This is a genomic window from Aquimarina sp. ERC-38 (assembly GCF_026222555.1).
Classification (GTDB): Bacteria; Bacteroidota; Bacteroidia; order Flavobacteriales; family Flavobacteriaceae; genus Aquimarina.
In genome coordinates this window covers 2,259,181-2,278,917 of sequence record NZ_CP098511.1, presented here as the reverse complement: position 1 = coordinate 2,278,917, position 19,737 = coordinate 2,259,181, and the positions used below count along the sequence as shown (strand labels likewise).

Below are 19,737 nucleotides of genomic sequence, written 5' to 3'. Positions count from 1 at the left end.
ATTAATCATATACTAAAAACATCAAATGTTTTTTCTGCTATTTCTTTTTCTTCTTTTGGAAGTAACATTTCTATGTATTTCGAAATATTTTCTACTGTTCCATATTCGAATATCACTTGTACTTTTATATTGAACCCATATAAGGATGATATTTTCGAGGCCAATCGAATTGCCATTAAAGAATGCCCTCCTAGCTCAAAGAAGTTGTCTCTAATCCCTATGGTATCTACCTCTAATAGTTCTTTCCAAATATCAACTATCTGTATTTCAATATTCGTAACCGGAGCCACATACTTATTGATTTCCAATAGATTACTATCTAATTCGGGTAATTTCTGCATATCAATTTTGCCATTAGGGGTTAAGGGAATCTCCTCTAGCTTCATAAAAACCTGAGGGATCATATATTCGGGAATTTTTTTCTTCAATTCTTTTTTTATAACTTTTGAGTCCATAACTTTACCTGTGTAATATCCTACAAGATGCTGATTTTCATTGCCCCTTTTTTTCGTGGTAACAATAGCATTCATAATCCCTTGTATACTAATAAGCTGATGTTCTATTTCACTAAGTTCTATTCGATATCCTCGTATTTTAATCTGAGAATCCTTTCTCCCTATAAATTCTATAGTACCATCAGGTAACCATTTTACGAGATCTCCAGTTCTGTACATATAGGTATCTTTTTTATCATCAAATGGATTGATTAAAAATTTCTCTGTAGTTAACGGGGCATCATTTAAATATCCACGAGCTAGACTATCCCCTGTAACATACAATTCACCAATTATTCCAATAGGACATATTCTTTGCTTATCATCAAGAATATATACAGTAACATTAGCTATTGATTTTCCTATTGGTATTGTATTTGTTTTTGATTCTTTAACCGGCAAATATGTGGTTACTACTGCATTCTCTGTAGGCCCATAGTTATTAAATAATTCTATAGACTCATTATCCACAATTTTTTTTAAAGATTCTCCTCCTATTAATAATTTCAGAAGAGTATTAGATGTGTAACCTGATGCAAAATTCTTATATAGTGAAGTTGGGCAATAGGCATGCGTTATGCTATGCGCTCTCATAAAACTTCTAAGATCCTGCATGTTAAGGCGCATTTGATCCGCAATAGGGTAAAGGCAACTTCCTGATATAATATATGGGAAGAGTTCCCATACAGAAGCGTCAAAACCAATTCCAGAAAACAATGTTGATCTACTATTTTCATTCACATCATAAGCATTGACATGCCATTGGCATAAATTCATTAGTGCTTTATGCTCGATCATTACTCCCTTAGGCACGCCTGTGGTTCCCGAAGTATAAATTACATAAGCCAACTGCTTATTGTGTACGATAGGAAGTAACACTTCATCATGAGACCTAAATGCTTTAATATCCTCGGGATTAATTATTAGTAAGTCTTTGTTCTGCTCTAGTATTGAAGAGATTTTAGGCGTTGCAAGAATAATTTTTGCGTTCGTATTATTAATTATAAACTGAATTCTATCTTCGGGATATCTTGGATCAACAGGTACATATGCAGCTCCCGATTTTAAAATTCCTAAAATACCCATTACCAAACTCCCCGATCGATCCATACAAATGGGAATAAGTGCTTCTTTATCTACTCCCATCCTTATCAAATGTTTTGCTATTTGATCTGATTTTTTATCTAGCTCTTCATAACTTAGTTGCAATTCTCTATCATGAACAGCAATAGCTTCTGGATTTTTAAGAGTCTGCTCCTTGAAAAGATCTAAAACGGTACCGCTTTTTGAAAATTTAAGTTGGTTTGCATTAAATTCTTTTAGGAGTTGGTATTTTTCTTTTGTAGAAAGTAACTCAAATGTACCAATCTTACTCGTAGGAGAAGCTACTATCGACTCTATTAAATTCTTAAAATGATCTGCCATTCGTATAATTGTAGACTCCTTGAATAAATCTGTGCAATATTCTATCGAAAACCCTATCTCAGTGCCAGAATCCCCAACATACAATGTAAGGTCCTCTTTTGCTGCTAAGTAATCATACGATTCTATGTTAACCGATGCGCCTCCAAAACGAACATCGGATACCCGATCATTGTTCTGTAAAACCAACATCGTCTGAAATAATGGAGATCTACTCTGATCACGATCCAAACCCAAATGACTTACCAACTTCTCAAAAGGAACCTCTTGATGATCATAAGCTAATAAAGTAGAACGCTTTACTGACCCTAGAAAAGTAAGAAAATCTAATCCCTCATCTATCTGGTTTCGTAACACCAAAGTGTTTACAAAGAAACCTATCAAACCCTCTATTTCTTGATATGGCCTATTAGCAACAGGAGTACCAACACTTATATCATACTGACCCGTATACCGATGTAATAACAAAGTATAACTTGCCAATAAAAACATAAATAAACTACAATCCTCTGATTGACTCAGCTTACGAATCAATGCACTCAATCCTGAATCTAAACTAAATACATAATTAGAACCCTTGGTACTCTGAACCGAGGGACGAATATAATCGGTGGGGAGCTCTAAGACAGGAACTCCTCCTAAAGTCTCTTGCCAAAAAGATAACTTTGATGATAATACACTAACTTCTGAATCTGAACGTTGCCATATACTATAGTCTGAATATTGAATAGGTAAATCAGGAAGAACTATTACGCTCTCTGATGCTAAACAATCATAAAAATACTGTAACTCTTTAAACAAAATAGGAATCGACCATCCGTCTGACGCAATATGATGCATCACTAATACCATACAATATTGATCTGTACCAATACCGTAAACCGATGCACGTAGCATATAGTCATCTCCTAGATCAAAAGGAATTGCTACCACAGAGGAAATTCGTTCTGAAATCAAACCTGGATTAATATTATCAAAATAGGAAAGCTTAAATCCAGCAGACTCTTTAACCTCTTGATAAGCAATACCATCCTCCTCCTTTATAACAGTCCTAAGGACCTGATGACGCTCAAGTAATAACTGAAAAGACCGTTCTAAAATAGTAATATCAAGGACCCCATTAATACGCATGACTACAGGAACATGATAATGAGAACTGCCAGATAACGCATCGATAAACCATAAACGCTCCTGAGAATACGATAAAGGAATACGACCCTCATGTAAATCTGACTCTCTAGTAATGGGGGTTACTGATCTGATTCCTTGAAAATCGTTTTCGAAAAAATGAATAATAGCATCTTTATTATTTTTTATGATTTCTGAAAAATGGTTTGACAATGCTACCTCCTTATTTTTTTTCATTCCTAATCGGCCATTTTCAATAAATAATTCTATTCCTTCTTTTTGTAAAGATTGGATAATATCAAGAACATTATGTGTACTCATCTTACTGTAGTATTTTGCTTCTTACAACGTTTGAATTATATTATGGTAAATTATTAGATTTCAAAGTTGATTCTATTAAATCTCAGAATCATACCTATCAAAAAAGTGGTTTCTAATTTAGAAAAAAGTAGTTTCTAGTTCTTTACTTTCTTCATCATCTTCTTTATTTCCAAGAATATCTAAGAACTTGGCCAATTCATGTATGGTAGGGTAATTGAAAATCGTTTTTATAGGAATTCCTATCCCATATTCACTTTTGAGTTTTGAAATCAATCTTGTTGCTAAAAGAGAATGTCCACCAATAATGAAAAAATTATCATGAATTCCTATAGTTTTGATTTCTAATAGTGTTTTCCAAATTGTTTCTAAAACTATTTCATTTCCTGTTGAAGGCATTACATATTCTTCTTGAATAAAGTCTAATACCTCTGGATCTGGCAGGAGTATTCTATTAATTTTTCCGTTTGATGCTAATGGAAATTCATCCAGAATCACAAAAGCAGCAGGAATCATATATTCTGGCAATACTTCTTTTAAAGATGCTCGTACTACTGTTTTATCTATAGGTTCCTTTATAATTAGGTATGCAATCAATTTTTTATCATTCTCCTGATCTTCTTTAACGGCAACCAAAGCCTTAACAACCTGTGATAATTGTTCTAATTGATTTTCTATTTCCTGAAGTTCTATTCGATATCCTCGTATTTTGACCTGATGATCAGCTCTTCCTACAAAATCGATATTTCCATCATCAAGCCACCGAGCTATATCCCCTGTTTTAAAGAGTTTTTGATCCTTATTAAATGGACTTTTAATAAAACATTCACTTGTTTGAGTTGGTAGATTGATATATCCTGAGGCTACCCCTTCTCCTGAAACATAAATTTCACCAGAAACACCAATTGGTGTAATATTTAGGTTTTCATCTAAAATATAAATATTTACATTACTAATAGGCTTTCCTATTGATATTACTCTTTGTTCACTTTTAGAAATATTAATCTCTTTATAATCTATCTGCTGTAATTGTAATGCTATTTTTTCTTGATCTTTTAATACTTCTAGAAATTCTTTTTCTGTAGAATATGGATTCATGAATACTGCTCTGAATACGGTAATCCATTCTTGTGTTATTGATTGTCTTAGGTTGGTGTAGGATACAAATGTATTTCCTTGGGCAAACTGTTCTTTTTGAATCTTTTGGTTCAATTCATTTACGGTGATCAATTCATCTGTAGTTAATTTAGATTTCCCTCTTAACTTTTTAGGAATATATCGATACAATACTATAGTAAGATCTGGCATAGTCCACAATTCAAAAGAAGGATGTTCGTCTATACATTTTGCAAATTTTTGAGCATTCTCGTAATTGTGCCGTATTACTTCTGCAAATCCTTCTTTACCATAGATATTTAATGTTGCATGAAGCATAAAACTCATAAAACTTCGAGATCCTTCTATCGTAAATTTGCCTAGGTCATAACTCCCTTTCCTTGCTTGATATTGCGTATTGTTTTCTGAAAAAGTTGCCAACTCAGGATCTTTAAATAGTACTAAGCTAGCTCCTATTGGAAGATATAATTGTTTATGAGCGCAAATGGTAACTGAATCTGCCAACTCTATACCGCTTAACTTAGCACTCAAATGGTCATCCATTAATGCCGCTCCACCATATGCCGCATCTACATGAAAATGTATATTATGATCTAAAGCAATAGAACCTAATGTTACCAAAGGTTCAATATTACCTCCCTCTGTGGTTCCTGCTACTCCTATAATTGATAAGATATATACACCCTGACTACTCAACTCTTCTATTTTCTGTTTTAATACCTTTTCTAGTTCAGGCTTTGTTTTATTTGAGAAGTCCACTTCAATAAAAGATTGTTTTCCTAATCCTAAAAGCTTTAGCGTTTTCTGAATAGAATAATGACACCAAGAAGATCCTAGAATAACTACTTTTTTATATTCATAATAGTGTAAAGCATGTATTAACCCTTCTTCTACAATTCCTTTAAAATCACCTTTAGGTCTAAATGCATAATTTAGGGCATAACTCAAAGCAGAAATATTAGATATGGTTCCGCCATTAGTACAAATCCCTAGACAAGTATCTGCATTCTGAACATGTGTACTATAGAAATCAGTATTTTTTTTGTACACCAAATTATGAAATTTACCAATGACTTGTCTTTCTATAAGAGAGGCCGCCATCGACGTTTCAATTTTTACCTGATTTTGATTCATAGTCGTTAACAAAGCTCCTAACTCTCTAAATAATTTTGGTATCGGTCCAGTCATATGACCTATATATGTTCGACTTGAAATATTGGGTACCTCTCCAGATACAATGGTTTCTATAAATTCTGTATATCCAGTTAAAGATACTTGAGATTCTAGAGAGACATCGGAGAATGTTTTATTTTTTAAAATCTCTGAAAATGAACTAGATGTTATTTTTTGTTTATTATCGTATTTATAAATCAATTCTTCTATCCGTTTCTCTATAGAGTCTTCGAATAGACTAAATCGAAGTTCTTTATATGTATTAAATAGTTTATATGTATCAAAGTATGTAGCATCCGCAGCCACTTCAGAAGATCCATATATATTAAGAAGGTGTGCTTCTTTATTTTGTACAGTAGCATAAAATTGCTCTACTAGGCTTTTCTTTAATGTTTCTCCACTACAAATCCACAGACAAAGGTCTCTTAGCTTTTTCTTGCACAGTTCTGGATATTCTAGCAATGCCTTAAGTAACGAAGGAACTAAAACAATCCTAGATACCTTCTCTTTTTCTAGACTTACAATAAACTCTGGTATATCTAGTATTTGCTCTTTATTATAAAACACCAAAGGAATTCCTTTAAGAATTGGTCCAAACAATTCCCATATATGATCTACAAAGCTTATAGATGTTTTTGCACAACATCGCTCTTCTGTTTTAAATGCATAATTTTCCCACATCCAATGCATTCTATTCAACACATTTGATGCTTTTAATAATACCCCTTTTGGTTTTCCAGTAGATCCAGAAGTATATATAATAAAATCGCTATCTTCTGACTGCTGTTGCTGCCAGAGATACTCATTTTTCTTCACTTCTTCATTCATTAAATCAACAAATTCCTGTTGTATAACCAGACTACATTGACTGTCATTCTGAACATAGGTAATCATGTCTTTAGTTGTATCTGGATCAAGAGGTATATATATGGCTCCTATTTGTTTTATTGCTAATAAGATTGCCAAAAGATCTTGATGATGTGGTATGGTAACCAGTACTTTATCCTTTGGATTAATACCTTCTTTTTGGTTAAGATAGGCCGCATAAGAACATACCTGATTATTAAACTCTAGAAAAGTCACTCTTGTATCTTCAAAAATTATAGCCTCTTTATCAGGATTTTCTTCGACCTGTTTTTGAAACAAACCTATAATAGTTTCATTTTTAGGAAATTCCTGAATTGTTTGATTAAAATCAACTATTATTTTCTCTTCTTCTTCCTGAGATAGTAATTGATAGGTATTTATATTTTTATTTGGGTTATTGGCAATTTCAGTTAAGAGATTGGTGTAATGTTTTGCCATTCTTTTAATGGTAGACTCCTTATACAGATCTGTACAATATTCGATTGCTATATCTAATTGATCATTTGACTCCACGGCTGTAAAAGATAGGTCGTATTTTGCAATATCAAAATGGAATGGTTCTAGTTCCAAAATGATGTCCCCCATATGAATCGTATTAGAGATTTGCTTTATGTTCTGAAGGCTAAACATCGTCTGAAATAAGGGTGGTCTGCTTTGATCTCTTTCACGAACTACCTTCTCTACTATTTTTTCAAAAGGAATATCTTCATGTTCAAATGCTTCTAGAGTTTCATGTTTTATTGTTTCTAAAAATGATATGAAATCTGATTCTTTATCAATCTGAGATCGCAATGCAAGTGTATTAATAAAGAATCCTATTAGTGGTTCTATTTCCTTGTGACCTCTATTGGCTACGGGGGTACCTACACATATATCTTTCTGACCAGAATATCGATATAAAAACAACTTGTATGATGCTAGTAATGTCATAAAAAGGCTAGCATTCATAATCTTAGAAATACTATATAATTTTTCTGTTACTTCTTTACTTATTGAAAAAGTGTATTGTGATCCTTTAATACTCTGAACAGGAGGCCTTGTATAATCAGTAGGTAATTCTAATGGTAGTACTCCTGCTAGTTTTTTGGTCCAATATGTCAACTTTCTATTCAATTTCTCACCACTCAAACTCTCTTGTTGCCATGCACTGTAATCTGCATATTGTATTTCGAGTGGTTGTAAACAAGTTTCTTGTTCTTGCTGATGTGTTTGATATAATAGACTTAATTCTTCAAATAATATAGGCATTGACCAACCATCTGATACAATGTGATGCAACATCATAAATAAGGTATATTTTTGATCAGAGGTACCTATAATCTTTACTCTGATCATGTAATCCTCGCTGAGATCAAAAGGTTGGATTATACACTGCTGTATATAAGAAGTTACTTCATCACTATGTACCTCTAATGTGATACGCTCCAATCTAAATTGATCAATATCTCTGATTTCTTGCCATCGTATACCTGCTTCTTCTTTTATAATAGTTCTTAGTATCTCATGTCTCAATATTAATCGTTTAAAAGACTGTTCAAGTATGTTAACATCGAGGTTACCACAGACGTTAAAGATAAAGGGCATATGATATTGAACACTTCCTTCTAATTGATCTATAAACCATAATCGTTCTTGTGAAAAAGATAGTGCTACTTTTTCTACTTTATGCGTTTTCTTAATTTTGTCAATTGTCTGGTTTTGCAATGAACCCATATATCTTGCCAATTCTTCTATATTACAATGGGCGAAAACACTTTTGATAGTAATATCAATCTGCAATTCGTCTCTTATCGTAGAAGTCAATCTAGTCGCAAGAATAGAATAGCCACCCAGTTCAAAGAAATTATCTTGCACTCCTATTTTGTCAATATTTAATATCTTACTCCAAATTTCATGTAAACTTTTCTCCATATCATTTCTTGGAGCTATATACTTTTGAGTAATGAATGCTTCCTCCTGTGGTTTTGGAAATTTTGCTTTATCTATTTTCCCATTAGTATTAAGTGGAAAAACATCCATCTCTACATAAATTTTGGGAATCATATAATCTGGAAGCTTTTCTTTCATTTTTTTGACGCTCTCCAATTTATCAAAGTTTTTATTTGATATTACATATGCTATTAACCTTTTAGACGTCTGTTTACTTTTATCTACCAGAACCACAGCTTTTTCAATCTCCTTTATTTCTTCTAATTTTTCTTCTATTTCTCCCAGTTCAATTCGATACCCTCTAATTTTTACCTGATTATCTTTACGACCTATAAAATTAATATCTCCATTAGGTAGTCTTTTCACCAAATCTCCTGTTCTATATAATTTTCCTAGATCTTCTAGGTTCAAAATGTTATCCACAAATTTTTCTTCTGTTAGCGCTGGTTTACCCAAATATCCAGAAGAAACGCCATCCCCTCCAATCAATAACTCACCAACTATGCCTATGGGACATACTTGTCCTTGTTCGTCCACAATATGTGCACTGGTATTGGATAAAGGTTTTCCTATCGGCACTTTCTCATTATTAATTTCGTTTATAGTATGAAATGTTGCAAATACGACTGTTTCAGTAGGTCCATAAACATGAATTAGAATATTAGGCCCGATTACATTTAATGCTTTTCTGGCATGAGGTACAGAAACTGATTCTCCTCCAAATAAAAGTTTTCTTACTTTTTTTAAGGATATTACATCATAATCTACTACTGCATTAAACAAAGCCGTGGTCATAAAACTTATTGTAATTTTTTGATTAGAAATAACCTCTGATAACTGAGCTGCATCTGATGCTTGATTCTCTTCTATAAGATGTAAAGTAGCCCCTTTTAATAAAGCACTAAATATTTCATAAACCGATCCATCGAAAGCAAAATTAGACCATTGTAATACGTTATCATTTGAATCTACCGCGATGTCTCCTTGATCATAAACTAATTTTATTACATTTTTATGAGTAACACATACTCCTTTGGGCTTTCCTGTGGTTCCAGAAGTATACATTATGTAAGCCAATTCGTTTTCTATGTAATCTATAGCAATTGGTTTCTTAATATATTCCATACTCTCTACAATATCAATACATTCATGAATCAACACCTCTTTTTGATTAATGAGTTGCTTATCATTTGTAATAACCTTAGAAATTTTGGCATCATTCAATATATATTTTATTCTTTTTGCTGGATAATCGGTATGTAAGGGTACATATACTGCTCCACATTGGAGCACTCCAAAAATTGAAATAATCATATCCATACCTCTCTCCATCAAAATTCCTACATGTTCTGATACAGATACTCCTTTTTCTATTAAACAATTTGCCAATTGATTAGATCGTTCCCACAGTTCTTGATATGTAATTGAAGATTCACCTAAGCGTAGTGCTATCTTATTAGGATATTCTACTACTTTATTATTAAATAACTGAAATATGGAAACTTCTTTCGGGATTTTAATCTTTGGTGCAATTGCTAATGATAATAAGGTATTCTTTTCTTCATCACTTAATAAGTTCAATTTATTGATTTTCGTATTTTTATCAGAAATAATAGCCTTCAAAAGTGTTACATAATGGTTTCCCATGTTTTCTATTGTTTCTGACATAAACAAATCAGAGCAGTATTCTATATGCAATTGAAGATTTTCGTTATTTTCTATAATCGTAAATGTAAGATCATATTTTGAAATCTTATAATCGTATTTATGAGGTTCAATTGTTGTATTTCCCAAAGTAAACTCTTCTTGTTTTTTATTATTCTGAAGGGTAAACATTATTTGAAAAATCGGAGTTCTACTTTCGTCTCTTTCTATATCTATATTTTCTACGACTCTTTCAAAGGGAACATCCTGATATTGATAAGCGGATAAAGTGTTTTCTTTTACTTGCTGCAGTAACTCTGTAAATAAACTATTCTCTTCTATATTACTCCTTAAAACCAAAGCATTTACAAAAAAACCAATTAGATTTTCTACTTCGGCAACAGTTCGATTTGCTACCGGGGTTCCTACAACTATTTCTTTTTGACCACTATATCTATATAACAATACTTTGAAAGCTGCTAACATTAGTGTAAATAAAGTAACATCTTCTTCTTTTGAAAGTTTTGTCAATTGCTTTTGTATATTTTTGGGTATGGTTATTTGGGCAGTTTCTCCATGCGTACTTTGATATTGTCGCCTAGGAAAATCTGTTGGCAACTCCAAAGGGGAAATTCCTTGCAGTTTATCTTTCCAATAAGATAACTTTTCAGTCATTATTTTTCCTCGGAGATACTTTTTTTGCCAAATTGCATAATCTATATATTGAATTGGTAATTCTTGTAAGTTATATGAAGACTCCCCCTTTAGTTTTGCATTATATATCTTGGTAAGTTCTTCAAAGAAAATGAGTAACTTACTATCTCCTGCAATATGGTGGAATATAAATATCAAAACATAATCTCCTTTTGTTTTCTCAATGACAAGCCCCCTTAGCATATGATCTTGTGATAAATTAAAAGGTTGATTAAGTGTTTGATTAATAATTTGTGGCACTTGCTCTTCTTCTATATTTTTAACTATTTGAATCTTCCATTTATTTTTGAGCATTACTTTTTGATAGTAGTCTCTTTCATATTCATAAAATACTGTTCGAAGTGGTTGATGTCTATTAATAATTATATTTACAGAATCTTCTAAAATATTTATTTTTAATGTTCCTTTAAGCTGCATTATTGCAGGAATATGATAGTGTGTACTTCCATTCATCTTATCGATGAACCACAATCGCTCTTGTGCATAGGAGAGTGGAATGTGTTCTGGCCTTTCTTGAACGGTAATTTTAGGAAGTGTACTTTTTGACTTCTGGTCTTCAATAAAATGAGAAAATTCAGCTATAGTATCGTGAACGAATACGTCTTTTAATTCTATATCTATTTCGAATTCTTTTCTAACTTTAGTAACAACTTGTGTTGCCAAAATTGAATGTCCTCCCAAATCAAAAAATTCTTCATGGATATTAATCGTATTAATTTTTAATATCTCTTTCCAGATTTCGGCTACTCTTTTCTGAACATCATTTGGTGATGTATTTATAAATTCTGCTAACTGAAAAATGGTATCATAAATAAATATATCTTCAATTTCTATATCAATTTTAAAAGTGTTTCTAACTACAGTAACCATTTGTGTTGCAAGTATAGAATGTCCTCCCAAATCGAAGAATTCGTCATGAATACTTATATCTTCTAATTTTAGAATATCCTTCCAGATTTCAATTAATATATGTATTGTTTTATTAGATTCAATAGAAATAAAATTAGCCAATGTGGCTATAGTATCGTGTATAAATACATCCTTTATCTCTATATCTACGGTAAAAACATTCCTTATTTTATTTACTAATTGTGTTGCAAGAATAGAGTGTCCTCCGAGATCAAAAAAATTATCCTGCGGTTCAATACCATCTACCTTTAACACCTCTTTCCATATAGGGATCAGCTGTCTTTCTATACTGGTATACGCTCCTTGTTTTATATCTAATGATCGATCCTGATCTCTTCCTGGTTCTGGCAATGATTTACGATCTATCTTACCATTGGGGGTTAGTGGAAACGAATCTAAAACTATGATAAACGAAGGAATCATATACTCTGGCAACATATTCACTAGCTGTGAATCAAGCAAACCCTTATTAAAATCTGACCCGCCAACAACATAACCTATCAAACGCTTACCTCCACCAGGGGCTGAATCTGATATGACAATAGCACGATCAACCATGGGTAGTGATTGTAATGCACTCTCTACCTCGCCCAACTCGATTCGATAGCCACGTATCTTTACCTGACTATCCCTACGACCTATAAAATCTATGCTACCATCTTCTAACCAGCGACCTAAATCTCCTGTACAATATAAAAATCCTGAGCCAAAAGGGTTCTTTACAAAATGTGATGACGTTACATCATCTTTATTCAAATACCCCTTAGAAACACCTTCACCACCTATACAAATCTCTCCGCTAACTCCTAATCCACATAACTGAAAATTATCATTAACGATATAAATCTGTGTATTGCTCAATGGGGAACCAATAGGAACACAATCCCCTTCTATAGCATAAATCTGATGACTCGTAGCATAAACAACCGTTTCTGTTGGACCATAAACATGAACCAAATTACCTGGAACCATAACTTCGAGAGCACGAGATACATGACTCGGTGACACCAACTCCCCTCCAAACAATACTCTGCGAACTCCAGACAAACTTGATACATCATAATCGACCAATGCATTAAACAAAGCCGTGGTCAAAAAACAAACACTAATAGAACGCTCAACCAAAAGCTTTGATACAGCAATAGCACTCGAAGCTTCTTCCTTATTTATCAAATGCAACGTAGCTCCGCTTAATAAACAACTGAAAATCTCATAAACTGAACCATCAAAAGCATAGTTTGACCACTGCAAGACAACATCTGATGATCTCACCCCTATTGCGCCTTGATCATTTACCAACTTCTGAATATTACCATGGGTCACCTTAACGCCCTTAGGAACACCTGTACTACCAGAAGTGTACATCAAATATGCCAAAGAATCATGACATAATAGAACATCGATAGGAGTATCTGGGCACTCTGATAGATCAGAAAAAGAAACTATATCATAAAGTCCTGATATCCCTTTTGCTGATAATAAATCCATATCGGTACACACCAATTGCTTAACTCCAGCATCTTCTAAAATATAGGATAATCGCTGTGAAGGATATTCAGCATGCAAAGGAACGTACACACAGCCAGTCTGTAGAATTCCAAAAATGCTTACCAACATATCCAAACCTCGATACGATAACAAACCTATCCTATCACCAGGATTTGCTCCTTTGGACTTAAGACAATGTGCCAGTTGATTAGAACGATCGTATAACTCCTGGTAGGTCATCGATTCTTCATTAAATACCAAAGCGGTCTTTGAAGAATATAAAACAACCATATCATAAAAACTATCTATCAAACTACATCCGCGATCATAATCAAAAAAAGTCTTGTTAAATGAAAGTAATTGATGGTATTCAGACTCTGGAAGATAAGATAACTCTCCTAGAGTTTTACTTGTTGAAAGCATATTATTAAAAACACATACAAAATGTTTACAAATCCTCTCTATAATAGCTTGATCCAATAATTCTTCATTATATGTAAATCCTATTTTAAATGAATTATCTAGAATTGATACCGATAAACTAAGTGCAAAATTACCATATCCTCTCCCTTCAATATTGGCAATATCAAGTTCGTTAAATTTATGAGATGCTAGAACTTCTAATGGATAATTTTCAAAAACTATAATATTATCAAATAATACTCCTTGAACGGAAGAACATGATTGGATATCACTCAATGACATATATCCAAACTCCTCACGGCCTTTTGCATGCTCTATTTGCAATTCTTCAAGCCATTCTATAATGTTCCTCTCTGGGCTAATAATCGTTACAACAGGAATCGTATTAATATATAAGCCTACACGCTCTTCTATTCTATCTAATAGCGTATTTCTTCCTGAAATTGTTACCCCAAAAACTACAGATTCCTGATGTGTATATTGGCTCAACAAAAAAGACCAAGCTCCTTGTAAAAATGTACTTATAGTAAAGGAGTTGTTTTTTACAAAATCTTTGATTCGTACTGTTAATGCTTCATCAAGAGTAATTAAATGTACTCTATTCCCAAAGACTCTATTTCTTTTGGCAGTATTTTTTATAAATGGAAGGTAACAAGGAGAGGAAATTGGAGATAAATACTTTTTCCAATATGTCTTTAATTCATAAATATCTTTGCTTTTGTGCTGATTGATCAGGTCTACATATTCATCTTCTCTTTTCTCTATCAAAAACTCATTATTCTTAAGGCTTTGATACTGATCCATAAATAAGTTCAGTAATAAGGAAAAGGACCAACCATCCAAAATAATATGATGATATGTTATCAATAAAGTACATCCTCTGTTTTCATGATGTAGAAGTGACATTCTAAACAGTGGTGGGTTTTTAAGATTAAATCCTAGAGATCGATCATGTAAAATAAATGCTTCAATCTTATCATCTCCTTCCGGCAACTCATTATAATAGACTTCTTTTAAAGGGGTTTTAATATTTGCATATACACATTGAACGGGTATATCAAAATAATCAGAAAACACTCCTGTTCTTAATACACTATGCTGTTTGATTATCTTTTCCCAACTTTTTTCAAGAATATTTACATCTACGCCATGTATAAAATCTAATTTTGTTTGGATAATATAATCACCCATATTATTATCCAATAAATTATGAAATAACATTCCTTTTTGGAGGTAACTAAGCTCATATATATCCACTACTTGATCGCAATGAAAATCCTCATTTATAAAATTTTGTACAGATTTAAAAGAAATACTAGTAGGCAATCCAAAATCAGAAGGTGTTTTGACAGGTTGACGACTACAGCAATGAACTATTATTTTTTTTAGGTTTTGACTAAAAGATTTTATTAAAAACTCACTTGTCTCTTTATTGTATACAGAACTATCAAAACTCCAAATAAAATTTAATTTTTGTTCAAGAATCAAGCTTGTAATCGTAATACTGTAGGGGTTTTTATTGTATACCCCTATATCTTCACCTCTTTCTTCAAGAGATATTTTTATCATATTCTGATTATCTAGGGAAGTATCAAAATCACCTAGGTAGTTAAAAATAATAGAAGAGAAGTCTATGTCTAGATTTAACTTAACCTTTTGATCATCAGATAAATATCGAAGTATCCCATAGCCAATTCCTTGATTTGGGATGTTTCGAATCATATCTTTTGTATTGGCAATAAGTAATTCGAGATTATTAGAGTCATCAGGTACCGATAGTGTAACTGGATATAATGACGTAAACCATCCTGTAGTCTTTGTAACATCAATATCATCAAAAAGTTCTTCTCTACCATGTCCTTCTAAACCTATTACTACTTTAGGTGTATTGGACCAAGTAGTAAGTGTTAAAGTCAATGCACTAAGAAGAATATCGTTTATTCTGGTGCCATAAGCCAAGTTAGCTTTTCCCAAAAGCTCTTTCGTTTCTTTTTTACTAAAACCAAATTTGTAATCTATTTTATTCTTATACGTTTTTATTTCGGTTTCTGTAAAATCCTTAGGCATTGCTGAGACATTAGACAAAGTTTTTATCCAATAATCATATTCTGCTTTTAGTTTCTGTGCATCTGCATACTCTATTAATCGATTAGTCCATTGTCTAAAGGAGGTTTGCTTTATAGCATCATCTAAATTCTTTTTTTCTATATTAATTATTTTAAAACTATCGATCATATTTTCAAACAATATTCTCCAAGAAACCCCATCTATACCTAGATGATGTACTACAATAAATAAAAAATCATTTTTTAGATGATTTGGCATAGATATCCAAACAAATTTTGCTATTTCTCCTTGAGTAATATCTAAGTTCTCTTGATATTTTTGACAAACTATAGAAAGTTCTTTTTTAGAATTACATCTTTCTTTAAACAGTATTGCTTCTTTATCTTTTATATAGTTTTGAGACCATCCTTGTTTCTTTTTAAGATTAAACGATAGCCGTAATGAGTCATGTTTATTTATGAGTATGGCTACTACTTTTTTCATTACATCAAATGAAATTTTTCTATCCACCTCCAACAACATCGATTGATTGTAATGATTACTTCCGCCTTGTTGATTAAAGAAAAGATGCTGTATCGGTGTTAAAGAAAATTCTCCCTCTAGTTTTCCTTGCTCTGTCAGAACTTTATTTTCTTCTTTTGCAATTAGAAGTATCCTCTCTATAGTTCTATATCTCAATACATCTTTTACCATAAAAAAGATTCCATATTCTTTGGCTCTACTAACCATCTGGATTGCCATAATAGAATCCCCTCCTAAAGCAAAAAAATTATCCTTAACACTAATCGTATCTATCATTAAAATTTCTTGCCAGATTTCTAACAGTTGTTTTTCCTGCGCTGTTCTTGGAGCTATATATTCTCTGTCATTAGTAAAAGACGTATTTATCTTGGTAAGTGATTTTCGATCTATTTTACCATTTGAAGACAAAGGATATTCCTGTATTTCTTCAAAGAATTCAGGAATCATATATTCTGGCAACACCTCATATAAAGAGTTCTTAGTTTTTACAATATCTATTTTCTCTTTACTTTGAACATATGCCAATAATTTATTAGTTCCATTTTCCAATGGTATAGCCAAAGCAACAGCTTTATCTATCCAAGAAAGTTGTTCTAAATGAGTTTCTACTTCTTCAAGCTCTATACGATATCCTCTTATCTTTACTTGGTAATCTTTTCTTCCGATAAATTGTATATTACCATCAGGAAGCCATCGTACCAAATCTCCTGTTCTAAACATTTTTTGATTAGGTATATCTATAAATGGATTTGTAATAAACTTTTCTTTTGTTAATTCACTTCTGTTCCAATATCCTTTAGCAACCTGTGGACCAGAAATACATAATTCCCCGATTATTCCAACAGGCAATAAGGATAAATTTTTATCAACAATATATAACGATACATTTCTTAACGGCCGTCCTATAGGAACATAACTTACGTCTGATTTACTCAGGTTAAGTTCATATTGACTACTGTATACAGTAGCCTCTGTAGGACCATAAATATTGACTAACTTTGCATTTAATTCTAGTTTTTCATACTTTTTTACCAATGAAGGAGATAATGCTTCCCCTGCTAATAAAATATGTTTTAGATGTGGTAATTCAATTTTTTCTCTATCAAGTACCTCAATAAATACAGCAAATAAAGATGGAACCATCTGAAGCAGAGTAACCGCATACTTTTTTGCATAGTTAATCATCTTTTCTACTTCTCTATGTAATTGAGAAGGATAAATCACTACCCCCGAACCCGTAAAGACCCAACCAAATAGTTCGTATATAGATACATCAAATGTAAAGTTAGTTTTAAAAAGTAGTCTATCAACTTCTAATAGTTGATATTTTTCTGACATACATTTTAGATATATATATAATGAAGAATGACTAATTTCTACTCCTTTTGGTATTCCAGTACTTCCAGATGTATATATCATATATGCTGTTTGTTCTGGAGTAATTGATTCTTCTACTTTATGATTTGGAAAATTCTTAAGGTTTTTAGAAAAATCTTCTATGTATATACACTCAACATTCGTATCTCCATTAAAGACTAATTTTTCAACTTCTTTTTGAATAACACAAACAGAAGCGTTCATATCTGAAAGGATAAAACTTAATCTTTTTAAGGGTACATTAGGGTCAACAGGAACGTATGCTGCTCCCGATTTTAAGACCCCAAAGATCGCCACAATCATTTCGATCGAACGATTGACACAAATAGGAATAAAATCTCCTTTACCAATTTTATATGATCGTAGTTGATTGGCAAATTGATTAGAAATCAAATCTAACTCCTCATAAGTAAGTGCTCTATCGTCAAAAATCAATGAAATATTTGATCCCTTATCTTTTGATTGTGTTCTAAATTTATCTAAAAATGTCTTTTCTGATAATTGATAGCTTATGTCATTGTTGGAAAATTCTTTTAGTATAACTGCCTTCTCATCTTCATGCAACATTTGCAATGCTTCTAACAGTATGCTATCATCTTTAATGGTTGACACTATTAATTCTTTATAATGCCTAGCCATAGACTTAATAAAAGATGCTTCGAACAGATCTTTGCAATATTCCAAACTTAAAATAAGTTCGTTTTCCTTTTCGAGAAATTTAGCAGCTAGGTCATATTTAGACACATTATACCCTATATCCTCAAGAAAAATATCTGCAGTTCCTATTTTGGTATTTACAATTTCTTTTTTAGGTTCATATGTAAATAATGTCTGAAATATAGGTGTTCTACTTAGATCCCTATCTTCTATCATTTCTTTGACAATCAAAGAAAAAGGAGTATTCTGATAGTCATATGCCTGTAACATTTGAGATTTAACTTCTTTCAAAAATTTATTAAAAGAAATGTTAGGCGTTAATATGGATCGTATTGGCAATGTATTGGTAAAACAACCTATCAAACCTTGTAACTGCTCTTTTCCTCTATTTGCAAAAGGACTGCCAATTACTATATCATTTTGTCCTGAATATTTTGCCATTAATACTTTAAACACTGCTAATAAAAAGATGTATGGAGTTACTCCTTCTTGCGAAGCATATTCATATATCTGATTAGAAATATCGTTATTAATATTAAGAGATATTACTGCCCCTTTTGAGCTTTGAATAGCAGGCCTTTTTTTATTAAGAGGAAGTTGTAGATTAGTATATTCTATAAGCTGTTCTTTCCAATACTCGAGTGCTTTTTGTTTATTTTCTTGATTAGAAAAATATTCTTTTTCCCATATTGCAAAATCACTATATTGAATATCCAATTTAGGCAAAGAATTTTTTTTCTCTTTTAAATGATTATTATAACATGCTACTATTTCATTATATAGTATTTCAATTGATTGACCATCAATAGCGATATGATGAACTACAATAACCAACACATACTGCTCTTCTCCTTCTTTGATCAAGTGTGCACGAAGCAGATAATCGTTAGATAAATCAAACGGTTTTTCTATGGTTTGCTTTATATTATTTGCTACTGTAATAGACTTCTGATTATCATCAATAATTTCAGAATATATAAGATTCCAATGATTTGTTAACAAGATACTCTGAAGAATGTTATGTGAATCTCCTTTTATTATAGTTCTTAAAATCTGATGTCGATCTAAAACATCTTTAATAGCCATTTCTAATTTGTCCTTATCTATGGTACCTTTAATTTTACATAAAATAGGCATATTAAAATGGGCACTTCCTTGTAGTTCATCAATGAACCATAGCTGTTCCTGATTATAAGAAAGAGTACTAGTTGCACTCTCTTGTTTGACAATACGTTCGTCTACATTACGCAGATTAGAAGTTACCTTATACTTTTGTAGAAACAAGATAATATCTTCTTTATTTTCTTTAATTTCTTCAATAATAGCTTTGGGCAGTTTTTTACCTATTTCTTTTTTGATTTTTAAGATTCCATCTTGAAGAAAAATACTTGCTCCATACTGTTTTACTCTATCTAGAATATCTAAAGTCTTATTAAGTACATTCATAATCTTTTATGTGAAATTTGGTTTTAAGAAATTGACAACTATT

At 31.9% G+C, this 19,737-nt stretch carries 2 protein-coding genes; both read right to left on the bottom strand.

Translation table 11 applies throughout. The features are described from left to right. Positions 1-5 precede the first annotated feature (5 nt). Positions 6-3,257, bottom strand: a complete 3,252-nt coding sequence (locus NBT05_RS09305; RefSeq protein WP_265769596.1) for a non-ribosomal peptide synthetase — start codon at positions 3,255-3,257, stop codon at positions 6-8. Between the two features lie 225 nt (positions 3,258-3,482). Next, positions 3,483-19,694 (bottom strand): non-ribosomal peptide synthetase, encoded by a 16,212-nt coding sequence (locus tag NBT05_RS09300; RefSeq protein ID WP_265769595.1) that lies wholly within the window; start codon positions 19,692-19,694, stop codon positions 3,483-3,485. Positions 19,695-19,737: the final 43 nt, after the last annotated feature.

Excerpts from the sequence above, each read along its gene's own strand:
- NBT05_RS09300 (WP_265769595.1), bottom strand. The coding sequence starts at position 19,694 with ATGAATGTACTTAATAAGACTTTAGATATTCTAGATAGAGTAAAACAG.